The following is a 15,140-nucleotide window of genomic DNA, read 5'->3' on the forward strand; positions in this document are numbered from 1 at the left end:
TTGTCGCCGTCGCAGCGGGCGATGATGAAGTGTTCGCCGTCCGGCCGCAGCGCCAGCGCCGGCAAGGCGGTCAGGCTCAGGCGGTCCGCGCTTTGTTTGACGATGCGGGCTTTGAGTTCCAGGCCTTTGGCGGCCAGCAGCAGATCGGTTTCGCTGAAGGGTTCGGCCTGGCGGCCGTATTGGTGGGTGAGTTGCGCCGGGTCGGCGGCTACGCCGTGGAATTGGGCCAGCAAGACCAGGCCGAGCAAGCCCAAATCGCTGATGTTTGCGGCGGAGGCTGCGCCGTCCGTATCCGTTTGAGCAAGCATGATGACTGATTGTATTTAATGATTTGGGGCACCATATGCCACACCATTACCCAATACAAGTAACAGATTCACATTTTATTATGTGATTATTTAGCGCAACCAATAAGTGTTTGTTTGAAATAAAGCTTTTATTGATTTGCAATATTCTAAGTAAAACTACGCATTGACCGTGCCGCGCGCCAAATCAGTCTCCGTTTACCCTCATGCCGAATGACATGCGAGCAAGGATTCCCCAAGCCGTCTAGATTGGTACAATAAGCGGCCCGTGACGCCCGCCCGCGGCGGCCGTCCGCCCGTTCACGATCCAAGCGCCTGCCGACGACCGCAAGCAGGCTCCAAGAACACCCCAGCATAGGCAGCAGATGACCAGTCCGAACCAGGCCGCCAACCCGGCGCCCACCGCCGAAGAACCGGTGCCCCGCGCTCCGGAAAACGAAAACACCCTGGCCACGCTGGCCATTCCGCTGGGCGAGACCATTCTGACGCTGACCGCCAACGGCACGCCCATTTACGGCATCTTGCAGCGCAGCCGGGCGATGACCGAGCAATCCGACTTCTTCCGCTTGCAGTTCCGCGGCTACGCCCGCGCCGACGGCCACCGCTGGCAGTTGTTCGAGGGCGAGGACAGCCATTTCCAAGCGGCCCACAACTGCGCCTGGGTGCGGGTGGATCGGCCCAGCCGCACCGTTACCTTCGGCCCCAAAAGCGGCGTGATGGCCAGCCCCGGCTTTGTCGGCACCGGCTTGGACGCTTTCCTGTTCGCCAGCGTCATCGCCTGGGCCAAGGGCATTTGCCCGGACCACGCCATCAGTCCCGGCATGATCAGCATGAGCCAGACCTCCTCGGAAGAAGAGCGGCTGCAACGCAACGCCTTCTACGCCAGCCAGGGCTTTGAATTTGAATGGCAGGACGCCAACCAGCGTTCGGCGCTGTACTTCAAGGACAAGGTCAACAAGCTGCTGGGAGTGTGGAACAAGGAGCTGATCACCGAGGTGGGCGGCGAGGCGATGCTGCAATCGCTGGCGCGGCAGGACGAAACCCGCGCCGAGCTGGAACAGCGACTGGAAAAGCTGGAAAGCGTGCACGACAACCTGAAGCGGGCGCTGCAAAAAGAACGCACCACCGCCCAGATCCTGACCGGGGTGCTGATCCTGTTCGCGATCTGCGGACTATGGGCGGTGATCTAGCGCCACGCTCCCATGAAAAGCAGGCAATGAAGCAGAACCCTAATAATGTTTACCACGCCCTCAAACTCGCTGCCCTCGCCGCCTTCACGGCACTTGCCTGGTGCCGGCCGGCAGCTGCCACTCAGCCCGCCGATGTTGACCTAGCCGGCAATAGCATCAAGACCTTGATGCTGAAGTCGACGCCGGAGCCGGCGGAATCAAAGCAAGGCTGCACCACGGATCGCCAGCTCTGTATTGAGCTAGTGGCGCAAACCAAGGAAGCTCCGCCCATTCTCAGGATCCAGCCCGCCGCTGGCCAGGGGCCTGACGCACAACTGGAATTGCGCAACTTGCAGACCGACGCGCTATGGGACAATCGCCGCAGCCTGACTTTATGGCCTTACGCGCTACGGCTTGCCGCCACCGATCAAGGCGTGATGGTGGGCGTCAGAGAGGACGTCAGCACCATGTATTCCGGCGGAGGCGGTTCTTTCAGCACGCTGCGCCTGCTACAGATTTACCCCAAGGGCTCGGGATTTGAGATGCGCGAGGTGCTGGCGCTGCCGCTGTCCAGCTCCTTGATGATACGCGCGTGCTTTTCGGAACGGGATTTCGCCGACAGACGCGGCGCCTGCCATGACGAATACAGTTTTTCTTCCAGCATCAAGCTGGACAGAAGCGTCGCGGCCGGCTTCCCGCGCTTGATCTACCGCACCCGCGCCACCAGCTTTCCCGGCCCGGTCTCCCGCAGCCGGGACTCGCTGGGCAAGCGTCTGAGAAAAAAAGACATCGCCACCGCGGTGGACCAGGCCTGCACCTTCCAGCGCCTGCTGACGCGGCAGCCGGATAGCGGCGTCTATGCGCCGGACAAACCGATGCCGGCCTGCGAAGAATATCTTGAGCCTTAAGCCCGCCCCAGGACAAAACCCGGTCGGAACCCTCGCCGCTCAGGCCGCGGGCGCGCCGCCCAACACCTTGTAAACATCCGCCAGGTTTTTCAATTGCTCCTGACGCAGCCGGATCAGCGCGGACTCGCTGCCGCGCCGCGCCTTGGCCGCGTCCAGCCAGGTTTGCACGTCAACCGCCCCGGCGCGGTAGCGGCTTTCCGCCAGTTGTTCGCTGCGCCGGTTCAAGGCCAGCGCGTCGGCTTGCAAGCGAGCGGAGCCTTGCAGCCGCTGGCGCGCGCTCAGCGCGTTGTCCACCTCTTGATAAGCGCTGTACAAGGTCTTGCGGAAACTGACGGTTTCCAGCTCGTAATCGGCCTGGCTGCTCTTCAATTGCAGGCCTTGCTTGCGCCACTCCAGGAAGGGCAAGGACAGGGACGCGCCCAGCGTCAGCAGCGGGTTTTGCACCAGGCTGCTCAGCGCGCCGCTGCTGGAGCCCAGCGAACCGGTCAGTTTCAGCGCCGGGAAGAAGGCCGCGCGCTCCTGGTCCACCTTGGCCAGTTTGCCGCGCAAGCGCGCTTCCGCGGCCATCAGATCCGGCCGCCGCTCCAACAGGCTGCTGGGCAGGCCGGCGTTTATCGCCGGCAAGGCCGGCTCCAGCGGCAGCGCGGCGATAGCCGGCAGCGCCGCGCCGGACGGGTGGTCCAGCAACAGCGCCAAAGCGTTTTCCTTTTGCCCGCGCTCGTCGGCCAGCCCCAATAAGTCCGCCTGTTGACTCAGCACCGCGCTGCGCGCTTGGGTGACGTCCTGTTCGCTCGTCGCGCCGGCGCGCCATTTGGCTTCCGCCAGCGCCTGGATGCGGCGCAGGTCCGCCAGATCCGCCTGCCCCAGCGTCTGCCGCGCCTTCAGCGCGGCGATGTCCCAGTACAGGCCGGCGGCGGCGCTGTCCGACAACAGGCGGGCGGCGGCTTCGTCATAGGCGCTGGCGCGGAATTCCTGATCCGCGGCGCGCAAGCGCGCGTCCACCCGCCCCCATAGGTCCAGCTCGTAACTGGTGCTCAAGCTGCCGCCGCTGCTGCGGCTCCAGGCCGAGGACTCTCCCAGCGTGCGCTTGGTCCCCGCATTGACGTCGCCGCTCAAGGAGGGCAAGGCGTCGCTGCGCTCCAAACCTGCCGCGAGCTGGGCCTTGCGCAGCTTGAGCAGGGCGATGCTCAGATCCGGATTGCGGCTGCGCGCCTGCTCCAGCACCGCCAGCAAGCCGGCGTCGTCAAAGCCTTGCCACCAGCGCTCGCGGCTCATGTCCGCCTGGGCGTGGGACGGGGCGCCGCGCCATTGCGCCGGCGCTTCCAGCGCTTGGCGTTGATACGGCGTGCTCTGGCAGCCGGCCAGCAAGAGGGCCAGGCCCAAAACAGTGAGATTGGATTTCCAAAGCGTCAAACACTTACTCCCGCGCCAAGGCGTCAATCGGATTCAAACGCGCCGCGCTGCGCGCCGGCAGATAGCCGAACACCACGCCGATGGCGGTGGAACACGCCACCGCCAAGATGATGGCCTTCAGCGACAGGGCCATTTTCCACTTGCTGACCAAGAGCGCGAACACAAAGCTGATGCCGTAGGACAGGCCGATGCCGATGGCCCCGCCCACCAGGCAGACCAGCACCGCCTCGGTCAGAAATTGCTGCAAGACGTCGGACTGGCGCGCGCCCACCGCCATGCGGATGCCGATTTCACGGGTGCGCTCGGTCACCGACACCAGCATGATGTTCATCACGCCGATGCCGCCCACCACCAGTGAAATCACCGCGATCAGGGTCAGCAGCAGGGCCAGGGTGCGACTGGTGTTTTCCACCGTTTTCAGCACCTCGTCCATATTGAAGGTGAAGAAGTCCTTGCCGCCATGGCGCAAGGTCAACAGCTGGCTGATCCCCTTCTCGGCCAGCGCGGTGGGCTGGCCTTCCTGGATGCGCACCACCATGTAGTCGAAATAAGCCTGGCCGAACAGCCGGCTGCCGGCGGTGCTGTAGGGCATCCACATTTGCAGCGATTTGCCGCCGCCGTTGTCCTTGGTTTCCACCACGCCGATGACGGTGGCCGGCACGCTGCCCACCAGCACCACTTGGCCGATGGCGTCCGCGTCGGCGAACAGTTTGCGGCGGGCGTTGTTGTCTATCACCACCACCTGGCGCTGCATGCGGACGTCGTCGCGGCTGAAACCCAGACCGGCAACCACTTTCAAGCCGCGCACGCGCAAATACGTGCTGTCCACGCCGGACACCGAGGCGTTGACGTCGACATTGCGGTAGCGGATGCGCAGGCTGTTGCTGGTGACCGGCGACACGCTGTCCACATAGGGTTCCTCGGCCAGCGCGGCCAGATCGCCGGGCAAGAAGGTACGCACGCCGTCGGCCTTGTCGTCGCCCCAGTCCTTGCCGCGGTACACGGTGATGGTGTTGGTGCCGATGGAGCGGATGTCGTTCAGCACGTAATTGCGCGCGCCCTCGCCCACCGCGATGATGGACACCACCGAGGTGATGCCGATGATGATGCCCAGCATGGTGAGCACGGTGCGCAGGCGGTTGGCCAGCATGGCGAGCATGGCCATCTTGAAGGCTTCGCTCATGCGTTCGCGCCAGGCCGGGCCGGGCTTGGGCCTGCGCGGCTCGCGCGCGTCCGCCGCCGGACGCGGCGCGTCGGCGGCGCTGTCGCGCAGGATCTCGCCGTCGCGGATCTCGATGATGCGTTCAGTCTGCGCGGCGATGGACGGGTCGTGGGTGACGATGATGATGGTGTGACCGGCGGCGTGCAGTTCCTTGAGGATGGCCATCACCTCTTCGCCGCTGTGGCTGTCCAAGGCGCCGGTGGGTTCGTCGGCCAGGATGATGTCGCCGCCGTTCATCAGCGCCCGGGCGATGGACACGCGCTGCTGCTGGCCGCCGGACAGCTGGCCCGGGCGGTAGTCTTCCTTGCCGGCCAGGCCCAGCCGCGCCAGCAGCTGGCGCGCGCGTTCGCGCCGCGCTTCCTGGCTCATGCCGGCGTACACCGCCGGCATCGCCACATTTTCGATGGCGCTCAAATGCGGCAACAGGTGGTAGCGCTGAAAGATGAAACCGAAATGCTCGCGCCGCAGCGTGGCCAGCTGGTCCTTGTCCAGCGCGCCCACGTCGCGCCCGCCCACCTGGTAATGACCGGCCGAGGGCTGATCCAGGCAGCCCAGGATGTTCATCAGCGTGGACTTGCCGGAACCGGAGGCGCCGATGATGGCCACCATCTCGCCGGCGCGGATGTCCAGGCTGACCTCCTTGAGCACCGCCACTTCTTCATCGCCGGACGGAAACCGGCGCCACACTCCGGACAGCGTCAGGCTGGCTCCGCTCATGCGCTCACCATCACGCTGCCGCTGGATTCTTCTTCCTTGCCGCCGGCTTCGCTGGTCACCACTTTCTCGCCGGCTTTCAAACCATCCAGGATCTGCACACGGGTGGCGGTCTTCAGGCCGATGCGCACTTGGCGCTCATGCAGCTGGCCGTCCTTGCCCTGCACCTTGACGCTGTGGCGTCCATCCTTGCCGGCCGCGCCCAGCGCGCTCAGCGGAATGTTCAAGGCCTGCTTGGACTCCGCCAGCACGATGCTGATCTGCGCGGTCATGTCCACGCGCAGCTTGCCGTCCATGTTCTTCACATCGAACAGCGCCTTGTAGAAGTTGGCGTTGTTGATTTTTTCCGGCGTCGGCAAGATGGCGCGCAGCTTGCCGCGGATGGGCCGGTCCGGTGCCCCCAATACGGTGAAATACACCGGCAGCCCGGCCTTGACGCGAATCACGTCGGCCTCGGCCACCTGGGCGTGCACCGTCATCGTGCTCAGGTCCGCCAGTTTCAGGATCACCGGCACCGTCTGGCTGGCGATCACGGTCTGACCCTGCTGGGTGACGATTTCGATCACCTCGCCGTCCATCGGCGCGGTGATGCGGGTATAGCCCAGCGTGGTGCGGTTCTTGTCGATCTGGAAACGGTTCTGGCGAATCTGCGCTTGCAAGTCGTCCAGCTCCGCCGTCTGGCTCTGGTAGACGGTTTCCGCCGCCAGCAGGTCTTTTTGCGAGGTGGAACCCTCGCTCATCATCTGCTTCTGGCGCGCCAGCTCGCGCTCGGCCTGGCGCAGCGTGGCCTGCTTGCTGCGCAGCTGAGCCACGCGGGACTCCAGTTGCGCCTCAGAAACCTTCAAATCGTTGAGGCTGTTTTCCGGATCGATCTCGGCCAAGAGCTCGCCCTTGCCAACTCGGTCGCCGGCCGCCACCTTCAGGATTTTCAACTGGCCACTGGCCTGGGCGCCCACGTCCACTTGCCGCAGCGGCTTCAGCACGCCGCTGGCCAGCACCACGTCCTCCAGATCGGCGCGGGTCACCTCCGCGGTCAGCACCTGCGGCGCCGGCTTGGGCGCCAGCCACAGCCAAAGCCCCCAGGCGGCCAGCGCCAGGACGGCCAGCAGCGCAATGCCGTTGCGCCACGGCCGCCGGCCCAGATTGACGCGGCGGCGTCCTTGCAAGGAGCCGATCAAATACAGGGGGAGCAAAAGCTTACGAATCCAACGCTTCCAAAATGTCATGTGGCGAGAAACCAAAGCGGAAATGAGGAAAACATCTTAGGACCGCGGGCAACGGGCATTGGTTGCACCCCGCGTCGACAATACGCATTTGACATACATCGCGCCAAGGCGGTCCGCCGGCTATAAGGGCGGCGTCAGCCCGCGCGCCAAATAGCTTTCCCGCAGATGGCGGCGCAGGCATTCCGGGCACAGGCAATCGCCGTGACCATAGGGCAAGGGCAGCACCTGCGGCAGCTCCGCGCACCAACAAGCGCCGTTGTCGCCGCCCTCTCCGCAACGGAAGGCCGCGCCGCAACGCTCGCAGCGCTTGTCTTTGACCTTGGGCCGCAAGCCGATCAGCCGCTGCCACACCGCGCGCTTTTGTTCGTCGTCGAAGCCGGACCAGCCGGCGATCTCGTCCAAGGTGCGCAGGCAGCCCAGGCAATAGGCACCGCCCTCGTCGAGACGGCAGAGGCCGACGCAGGGCGAGGCGGGCGCGGGATACGCCTTTGTCATCAAAAATCCATCTTATGTCGCGAAATCAGTCCGCTATTTTAGCGCAAAGCCGCCGCCTACACGCCGCCGGGCTTGACGCTGATCGGCGTATGCACCAAAAATGGGCTGCCGCCTTATTCCTGAGGCGAATATCCAAATAGATTAAAGCTAAATAGACAAAGAGAAATCAGGAGAAATTCATGAAAACGCATCTTAGCCTCATCGCCTGCGCCGCGCTGGCCCTGACCGCCTGCGGCAAATCCGAACAAAGCGCCGGCAGCGCGCCGGCCGAAGCCGGCGCGGTCGTGGTGAAAATCGGCTCCGCCAACCCGCTGACCGGGCCTTTCGCCCACTGGGGCCGCGACGCGGACAACGGCGTCAAGCTGGCGGTGGCGGAAGCCAATGCCGAAAAGCTGACTCTGGACGGCAAGCCCGTCACTTTCGAAGTGGTGTCCGAGGACGACCAGGCCGATCCCAAAACCGCCGCCCAGGTGGCGCAACGCCTGGTGGACGGCAAAGTGGCCGGCATCATCGGCCATCTCACTTCCGGCGCGGCCATTCCCGCTTCGCGGATTTACTCTCAGGCCGGCATTCCGATGATCGCCGCCTCGGTGACCAGCCCCAGCTTCACCCAGCAGGGCTTCAAGAACACCTTCCGCATCATCGCCAACGACCGCCAGCAAGGCGAGGCGCTGGCCAAGTACGCGATCGAAACGCTGAAGGCCGGCCGCATCGCCATCGTCGACGACCGCACCACGTACGGCCAGGGCCTGGCCGACGATTTCGCCAAGGCGGTGGAAGCGGCCGGCGGCAAGGTGGTCAAGCGCGAGTTCACCAGCAATAGCGCCACGGATTTCATGGCCATCCTCACCTCGATCAAGGGGGCGAAGCCGGACCTGCTGTTCTACGGCGGCATGGACGCCCAGGCGGCGCCCATGGTCAAGCAGATGAACAAGCTGGGCCTGAAGGCCGCCTTCATGGGCGCGGACGGCATCAATACGCCTGAGTTCTCCAAACTGGGCGGCGACAGCGCGGAAAGCAGCTACGCCTCCAGCGCCGGGGCGCAAAAAGACAAGATGCCGGGCTTCGCGGACTTCAACGGCAAGTACAAGCAGCAATTCAACGCCGACATCCAGGCCTACGCGCCCTACACCTATGACGCCGCGCGGGTGATGATCGCCGCGATGAAGCGCGCCGGCTCCTCCGATCCGGCCAAATACCTGGGCGAACTGCCCAAGACCGACTTCAAGGGCGTGACCGGCGAGATCCGCTTTGACGACAAGGGCGACATCCAGCACGGCACCGTGTCGCTGTATCAATTGCGCAAAGGACAGTGGGTCGGCCTGTAAACACCGGCATTCCCGCCTCGTCCCCACACCCCGGCCTATGCCGGGGTTTTTGTTTTTTGCGGCGGCGCTCCAAAAAAATATGGCGCCATATTAAATAAATGGCTATAACTATTTATTCACAAACTAACATAAGGAGAGGATATGGGACTACTCGTTTCCCTATTGGCCGGCGGCCTGATCGGCTGGCTCGCCGGCAAGGTCATGGGCGTCAGCGAAGGCGTGATCGCCAACATCATCATCGGCATCATTGGTTCGGCCTTGGGCCATTGGCTGTTTGGCCGGCTGCTGGGCATCTCTTCCGCCTCGGCCGCCGGTTCCTTCTCCCTGCCCGGCCTGGCTTTCGGCATTGCCGGCGCCGCCATCCTGATTTTCCTGCTGAAGAAGATCGGCCTCTTGCGTTGATCGGGCAAAGAAAAAGGCGACGCTGAACGCGTCGCCTTGTCGCCTGATGCCGAACCGGCTTATTTGGCTGCGGAAGCGTCCTTGGACGCGGCGCCGCCGCCCACGGTTTCCAGCACTTTCCACTCGCCGTTCACCACTTTGTAGACGGTGATGCCGCCGTCTTTCAGATCGCCCTTGGCGTCGTAAGTCCAGCTGCCGGAGGTCACGCCGGAGTGGGTGATCTTGGCCAGCACCGGCAGGTAGGCTTTGGGATCGGTGGAGTTGGCGTCTTTCATCGCCTGGATCAGCGCGCGGGTGGCGTCGTAGCCGTACGGCGAGTAAGTGGCCACGTCCATCTTGAAGCGCGCCTTGTAGCGGCTCTCGTAGTCCTTGCCCTTGGGCATTTGATCCAGCGGCAGGCCGGCCAGCGAGGCGATGGTGCCGTCGGCTTCCTTGCCCGCCAGTTGCAGGAAGGTCGGGGTCTTGGTCATCTCGCCGGAAATCAGCGGAGCGGTCAGACCCAGGCGCTTCATCTGCTTGGCCATCGGCGCGGATTGCGCGTCGGCGCCGCCGTAGAACACCACGTCCGGCGCGGCGGCCTTGATCGAGGTGAGGATGGCGGCGAAGTCGGTGGCCTTGTCATTGGTGAATTCGCGCTTGACCACATTGCCGCCGGCGGCCTTGGCGGCCTTCTCGAACTCGTCGGCCAGGCCCTGACCGTAAGCGGTGCGGTCGTCCACGATCACCACTTTCTTGGCGCCCAGTTTTTCCACCACGAACTTGCCCATCACCGAGCCTTGCTGGGTGTCGGAAGTCATCGAGCGGAAAGTGTTCTTGAAGCCCTGCGCGGTAAAGGCCGGCGAGGTGGCCATGGCGATCATCGGAATGCCGGCGTCGGAATAGATCTTGGAGGCCGGGATGGAGGTGCCGGAGTTGAAGTGGCCGATGATGCCGTTCACTTTCTCGTCGACGAATTTCTGCGCCAGCTGAGTGGCGGTTTTCGGGTCGGCCTGGTCGTCCTGAGCTTCCAGTTCGAAGCTCACCGGCTTGCCGCCGATGGTGGGCTTCTCGGCGTTGGCGTCTTCAATCGCCAGGGTCACGCCGTTTTTGTATTCTTCGCCGTAGTGGGCTTGCGGACCGGTCAGGGGGGCCGCGAAGCCGATCTTGACCACGCCGCCCGCGGCGGCTTCCGCGCCGGCGGAGGCGCCGGCTGCCGGCGCGCCCTCTTCTTTTTTGCCGCATGCGGACAAGGCGACAGCGGCGGCCACGGCCAGGGAAAGAGTCGTCAGTTTGTTTGCTTGCATCATGTTTCCTCTATTTCTCCAGAGATCCCCATCCGTCACGTGTCGGGATTGGGGGTTTGCGGAACCTGTCTAATGTTGTTATGTACATCCCGCCTTCCCCAAGCAGGGGCGAGCGCGGCGGCTGGCGGCATTATTTCAAGGCCGCCAGCTTGTGGCAAGTGGCTTGTTGGACAAGCCCGCCGCCACCCCATGCGCGCCGGCGCATGGGAAAACCGGTTTGATCCGCGGAGTTGCAAGACGAACGGGCCGCCGTCGCCGGGGCCCGCCCCGCCTTTAATCGCCTATGCTCATCAGGCTGGCGTTGCCGCCCGCCGCGGTAGTATTCACGCTGAGCGCGCGTTCCACCACCAGGCGGTGCAGATTGTAATGGCCTTGCGCGTCGGCGCGCAGCAGCGGCACCAAGGCGCCGTCGCGCGCGGCCAGCGTACGCTGGGCGGCTTCGGCCTCGGCTTCGGAGCCGGAGAACAGCACGGCGCCGACATCCGCCGCCAACACATCGGCGTCCAGCTCCACCAAGGAGCCCAGCTTGGCGGCCAGGCCTCGGCCCGCCTCATTGGCCGGCAATACCGCGCGGTTGCCGGTGGCGAAGGCCGCCGCCAGTTGCTCCGCCAGCGCTTGCGCGTTGCCCGCCTGGCAGCCCACCTTGCCGCGCGGCGCGAACTGCAGCGAGTTCCGCTCGCCGGTGGGGCCCGGCAGGTTCACCAGGCAAGACAAGGCGCTGTCCTTGCGCGCCGCAGCGATGGCCGGCTCCAAGGCCAGGCCCAGGCCGCCGGCGGCGGCCGCCAAGGCGTCCAGCGCCGGCAGGGACAGCGGCAGGGTCTCCGCCGCCAGTTTCGGCTCCCAGGCCGCGCGGCTCAGCCGGTACAGATAGAAGGGACCGCCGGCCTTGGGGCCGGTGCCGGACTTGCCTTCGCCGCCGAAGGGCTGCACGCCCACCACCGCGCCGACGATGTTGCGGTTGACGTAGACGTTGCCGACCTTGATCTGGCCGACGATATTGTCGATGGTCTCGTCGATGCGGCTGTGGATGCCGTGGGTCAGACCGTAGCCGGTGGCGTTGATCTCGGCCACCACCTTGTCCAGCTCATTGGCCTCGAAACGCAGCACATGAAGCACCGGACCGAAGACTTCGCGCTTCAGCTGCTTGAGATCGGCGATCTCAAACAAGGTGGGCGCCACGAAGGTGCCCTTGGCGCAGTCCTCGCCCAGCTTGACCTGATGAGTGGCGCGCGCGCTCGCCTTCATCTTCTCGATATGAGCCAGCAGGCCGGCCTGGGCTTCGGCGTCGATCACCGGGCCGACGTCGATGTCCAGCTTGGCCGGATCGCCCACTTTCAATTCATCCATCGCGCCCTTGATCATGGCGATGACCTTGTCGGCGATGTCGTTTTGCAGATAGAGCACGCGCAACGCGGAGCAGCGCTGGCCGGCGGAATCGAAGGCCGAGCTGAGCACATCGGTGACCACCTGCTCCGGCAGCGCCGAACTGTCCACGATCATCGCGTTCTGGCCGCCGGTTTCGGCCACCAGCACCGGGTCGCCGCCGCGCTTGGCCAGCGTGCGGTTGATGATTTGCGCCACCTCGGTGGAGCCGGTGAAGATCACGCCCTGGACGCGCGGGTCCGCGGTCAGCGCCGCGCCCACCACTTCGCCGCGGCCCGGCAGCAATTGCAGCGCCGCGCGCGGCACGCCGGCCTCGTGCAACAAGCGCACCGCGTGCGCGGCGATCAGGCTGGTCTGCTCCGCCGGCTTGGCCAGCACCGCGTTGCCGGCCGCCAGCGAGGCCACCACCTCGCCGATGAAGATGGCCAGCGGGAAGTTCCACGGGCTGATACACACCACCGGGCCCAATGGGCGATGGCTGGCGTTGTCGAATTCGTCTTCGATCTGCGCCGCGTAGTAGCGGCAGAAGTCCACCGCCTCGCGCACCTCGGCGATCGCGTTGGCCAGCGTCTTGCCGGCCTCGCGCACCGCCAGGCCCATCAGCGCCGGCATCTGGTCTTCCATCAGGTCGGCCATCCGTTGCAGGCAGGCGGCGCGTTCGGCCACCGGCGTGGCGGCCCAATCTGCGGCGCCTTGCTGCGCCAGCTCCAGCGCGCGGTTCACGTCCGCCGCGCTCGCCTCGATCACGCGGCCCACCAGATCGTCATGATCCGCCGGATTGCGCACCTGCTGCACTTCGCCGTCGGTGACGTCGCCGTCGCCCAACATCGGGAAAGCGCCCCACGGCTGTTTCTCGGACGCTTGCAGGCCCAGTTGCAGCGTGGCCAGCACATGCTCGCTGGACAGGTCCAGACCCTTGGAGTTTTTGCGCTGCTGGCCGTACAGCTCCAGCGGCGCCGGAATCTTCTTGTGCGGCTGGCCGCCATGGCGCGCGGCCTCGGCCACCGGATCCGCCACCAGTTCGTCTATGGACACCGCCTCGTCCACGATGCGGTTGACGAAGGAGCTGTTGGCGCCGTTTTCCAGCAGGCGGCGCACCAGATAGGCCAGCAGGGTTTCATGCGAACCCACCGGCGCGTAGATGCGGCAAGCCTTGCCCAGCTTGTCCTTGCCCACCACCTGGTCGTACAGGGTCTCGCCCATGCCGTGCAGGCACTGGAATTCGTAATCCTTGCCGGAGGCCAGATTGAACACCGCGGCCAGGCTGTAGGCGTTGTGGGTGGCGAACTGCGGATAGATCGCGTCCTGCGCGGACAACAGCTTCTTGGCGCAGGCGAGATAAGCCACATCGGTGTAAACCTTGCGGGTGTAAACCGGATAACCCGGCAAGCCGTCCACCTGGGCGCGCTTGATCTCCGCGTCCCAGTAAGCGCCCTTGACCAGGCGCACCATGAAGCGGTGCTTGCTGCGACGCGCCAGATCGATCAGGAAATCGATTACATAGGGACAGCGCTTCTGGTAAGCCTGCACCACAATGCCTATGCCCTCGAAGCCGTCCAGATCCGGATCGTTGGCCAGCGCCTCCACCAGATCCATGGAGATTTCCAGGCGATCCGCTTCTTCGGCGTCGATGTTCAGGCCGATATCGTACTGTTTGGCCAGCAGGAACAAGCCTTTCAGGCGCGGCAGCAGCTCGGCCATCATCCGTTCGTGCTTGATGCGGCTGTAGCGCGGATGGATGGCCGACAGCTTCACCGAAATGCCCGGGCCTTCGTAAATGCCGCGGCCGGCGGACGCTTTGCCGATGGCGTGAATGGCGGTCACATAGTCTTGCAGATAGCGCTGCGCGTCGGCCTCGGTCATCGCCGCCTCGCCCAGCATGTCGTAGCTGAAGCGATAGCCGCGCGCCTCGCGTTCGCGGCCATTGGCCAGCGCTTCCTCAATGGTCTCGCCGGTGACGAACTGCTTGCCCAGCATGCGCATCGCCATGTCCACGCCTTTGCGGATCAGCGGCTCGCCGCCTTTGGCGATCAAACGGGTCATCGCCGCCGACAAGCCATTCGCGCTGTGCGAAGCCACCAGCTTGCCGGTGACCAACAAGCCCCAGGCCGCGGCGTTGACGAACAAGGAAGCGCTATTGCCCAGGTGGGCCTTCCAGTCGCCGCGCGAAATCTTGTCGCGGATCAGCTTGTCCGCGGTTTCGCGGTCCGGAATGCGCAGCAGCGCTTCGGCCAGACACATCAAGGCGATGCCCTCGGCGCTGTCCAGAGAAAACTCATGCATCAAGGCATCCACCCCGCTGGACTTGGTGCGCTCGCGGCGCACCTCCGCCACCAGGCGCCGCGCCAGGTCCTGAACCGCCGTGACTTCGCCGTCGCTCATCGCAGCCTGCGGCAACAGCGCCTGCACGCACTCGCGCTCATCGCGACGATAGGCAGAGGTAATGGCGTCCCGCAGCGCCGACTGGCCATGGGCAAATGCGTCGAATTGCATGAATCATCTCCGTGTAGTTTGCAGCCCCGAGCTATCTCTTTTCATTAGCGCCCGGAAAATTTGTCTATTGTATACAAATACAAATAGATTGCTGGACAATATGAAGGAAACTTTTCAGTCCATAATTTCAGCCCAAACAAACCCAACTCGTACAAGCAGTTAGCCGGCGCCAGCCGGGCTCAAGACCCGCCTCACTGTTGCATGCCAACAACTTAGAGCGCCCCGCTCCGCCCCCGTCCGCGCATGCCAAGGCCGGCGCAACGTGCCACAATGCCGTCCTGACTCTCTTCATCATAGGCAAACCCTCATGCAAACCGTGCTGATCACCCTGAACGCCAGCCCCTACGGGGACGAACGCGCGCTCTCCGCGCTGCGCCTGACGCTGACCCTGGCTCAACAGGCCGAGCGCTGCCGGGTGCAGCTGTTCCTGCTGTCCGACGCCGTTGTCGCCGCATTGAAAAACCAGAAGACCGCGCAAGCGCCGACCCTGGGCGAGATGCTGGCCGAAGCGCTGGAATTGGGCGTGACGGCGCGCGTCTGCCGCACTTGCGCCGACGCGCGGGGAATCGATGAAAGCCTGCTGCTGCCGGGCGTCAAGATCGGCACCATGCCGGAGCTGGCCGAATGGACGCTGAGCGCGGACAAAACACTCAGCTTTTGAATCCGCAAATGCAAAAAGCCCAGACCGTTTGGTCTGGGCTTTTACATTGGGCGCCTGGCAATGTCCTACTTTCACATGGCGAATGCCACACTATCATCGGCGCTAAGGCGTTTCACGGTCCTGTTCGGGATGGGAAGG

At 64.4% G+C, this 15,140-nt stretch carries 12 protein-coding genes and 1 rRNA gene; 5 read left to right on the plus strand and 8 right to left on the minus strand.

The features are described from left to right. Nucleotides 1-308 (minus strand): cysteine peptidase family C39 domain-containing protein (locus QUG03_RS23005; protein ID WP_500821098.1); only part of this gene is annotated, 308 nt, incomplete at its 3' end. Nucleotides 309-670: 362 nt separating this feature from the next. Between QUG03_RS23005 and QUG03_RS23010 the strand changes: the two genes are divergently transcribed. Together QUG03_RS23010 and QUG03_RS23015 are read left to right on the plus strand one after the other, a co-directional pair. After that, on the plus strand, nt 671-1,495 hold the full coding sequence (locus QUG03_RS23010; protein ID WP_500821099.1) for a hypothetical protein: 825 nt from the start codon (nt 671-673) through the stop codon (nt 1,493-1,495). A 167-nt stretch (nt 1,496-1,662) separates the two neighbouring features. After that, nucleotides 1,663-2,382, plus strand: a complete 720-nt coding sequence (locus QUG03_RS23015) for a hypothetical protein (protein ID WP_107801111.1) — start codon at nt 1,663-1,665, stop codon at nt 2,380-2,382. A gap of 39 nt (nt 2,383-2,421) precedes the next feature. Here the strand turns inward: QUG03_RS23015 and QUG03_RS23020 are convergent, their stop codons facing one another. The 4 genes from QUG03_RS23020 to QUG03_RS23035 all read right to left on the minus strand — a co-directional run bounded on the left by QUG03_RS23020 (nt 2,422) and on the right by QUG03_RS23035 (nt 7,452). After that, nucleotides 2,422-3,795: an efflux transporter outer membrane subunit gene (locus tag QUG03_RS23020; RefSeq protein ID WP_500821100.1), complete on the minus strand. Its 1,374-nt coding sequence runs from the start codon at nt 3,793-3,795 to the stop codon at nt 2,422-2,424. A gap of 4 nt (nt 3,796-3,799) precedes the next feature. Further along, nucleotides 3,800-5,734 carry a macrolide ABC transporter ATP-binding protein/permease MacB gene (gene macB, locus QUG03_RS23025; protein ID WP_500821101.1) on the minus strand — a complete coding sequence of 645 codons (1,935 nt, stop codon included), beginning with the start codon at nt 5,732-5,734 and terminating at the stop codon, nt 3,800-3,802. Continuing rightward, on the minus strand, nt 5,731-6,924 hold the full coding sequence (gene macA, locus QUG03_RS23030; protein ID WP_500821102.1) for a macrolide transporter subunit MacA: 1,194 nt from the start codon (nt 6,922-6,924) through the stop codon (nt 5,731-5,733). Before macA ends, macB begins: the two co-directional genes overlap by 4 nt. A gap of 153 nt (nt 6,925-7,077) precedes the next feature. Continuing rightward, on the minus strand, nt 7,078-7,452 hold the full coding sequence (locus QUG03_RS23035; RefSeq protein WP_107801115.1) for a cysteine-rich CWC family protein: 375 nt from the start codon (nt 7,450-7,452) through the stop codon (nt 7,078-7,080). A 179-nt stretch (nt 7,453-7,631) separates the two neighbouring features. On the opposite strand from QUG03_RS23035, the gene QUG03_RS23040 reads away from it, so the two are divergent. Together QUG03_RS23040 and QUG03_RS23045 are read left to right on the plus strand one after the other, a co-directional pair. Beyond that, nucleotides 7,632-8,780, plus strand: a complete 1,149-nt coding sequence (locus QUG03_RS23040; RefSeq protein ID WP_107801116.1) for a branched-chain amino acid ABC transporter substrate-binding protein — start codon at nt 7,632-7,634, stop codon at nt 8,778-8,780. Between the two features lie 141 nt (nt 8,781-8,921). Continuing rightward, nucleotides 8,922-9,182 (plus strand): GlsB/YeaQ/YmgE family stress response membrane protein, encoded by a 261-nt coding sequence (locus QUG03_RS23045; RefSeq protein WP_107801117.1) that lies wholly within the window; start codon nt 8,922-8,924, stop codon nt 9,180-9,182. A 59-nt stretch (nt 9,183-9,241) separates the two neighbouring features. Here QUG03_RS23045 and QUG03_RS23050 read toward each other — a convergent pair whose 3' ends face one another. Then, entirely contained in the window at nt 9,242-10,465 is a 1,224-nt protein-coding gene (locus QUG03_RS23050; RefSeq protein WP_500821103.1) for a branched-chain amino acid ABC transporter substrate-binding protein, read from the minus strand. 273 nt (nt 10,466-10,738) lie between these two features. After that, nucleotides 10,739-14,341 (minus strand): trifunctional transcriptional regulator/proline dehydrogenase/L-glutamate gamma-semialdehyde dehydrogenase, encoded by a 3,603-nt coding sequence (putA, locus tag QUG03_RS23055; RefSeq protein WP_500821104.1) that lies wholly within the window; start codon nt 14,339-14,341, stop codon nt 10,739-10,741. A gap of 307 nt (nt 14,342-14,648) precedes the next feature. Here putA and QUG03_RS23060 point away from each other — a divergent pair, with 307 nt between their 5' ends. Then, nucleotides 14,649-15,002, plus strand: coding sequence for a DsrE/DsrF/TusD sulfur relay family protein (locus tag QUG03_RS23060; protein ID WP_235087950.1), 354 nt, complete (start codon nt 14,649-14,651; stop codon nt 15,000-15,002). Between the two features lie 52 nt (nt 15,003-15,054). On the opposite strand, the gene rrf is transcribed toward QUG03_RS23060, so the two are convergent. Continuing rightward, a 5S ribosomal RNA gene (gene rrf / locus QUG03_RS23065) occupies nt 15,055-15,140 on the minus strand; the annotation flags it as partial.

The organism is Chromobacterium sp. CCUG 30098 (genome assembly GCF_059916605.1).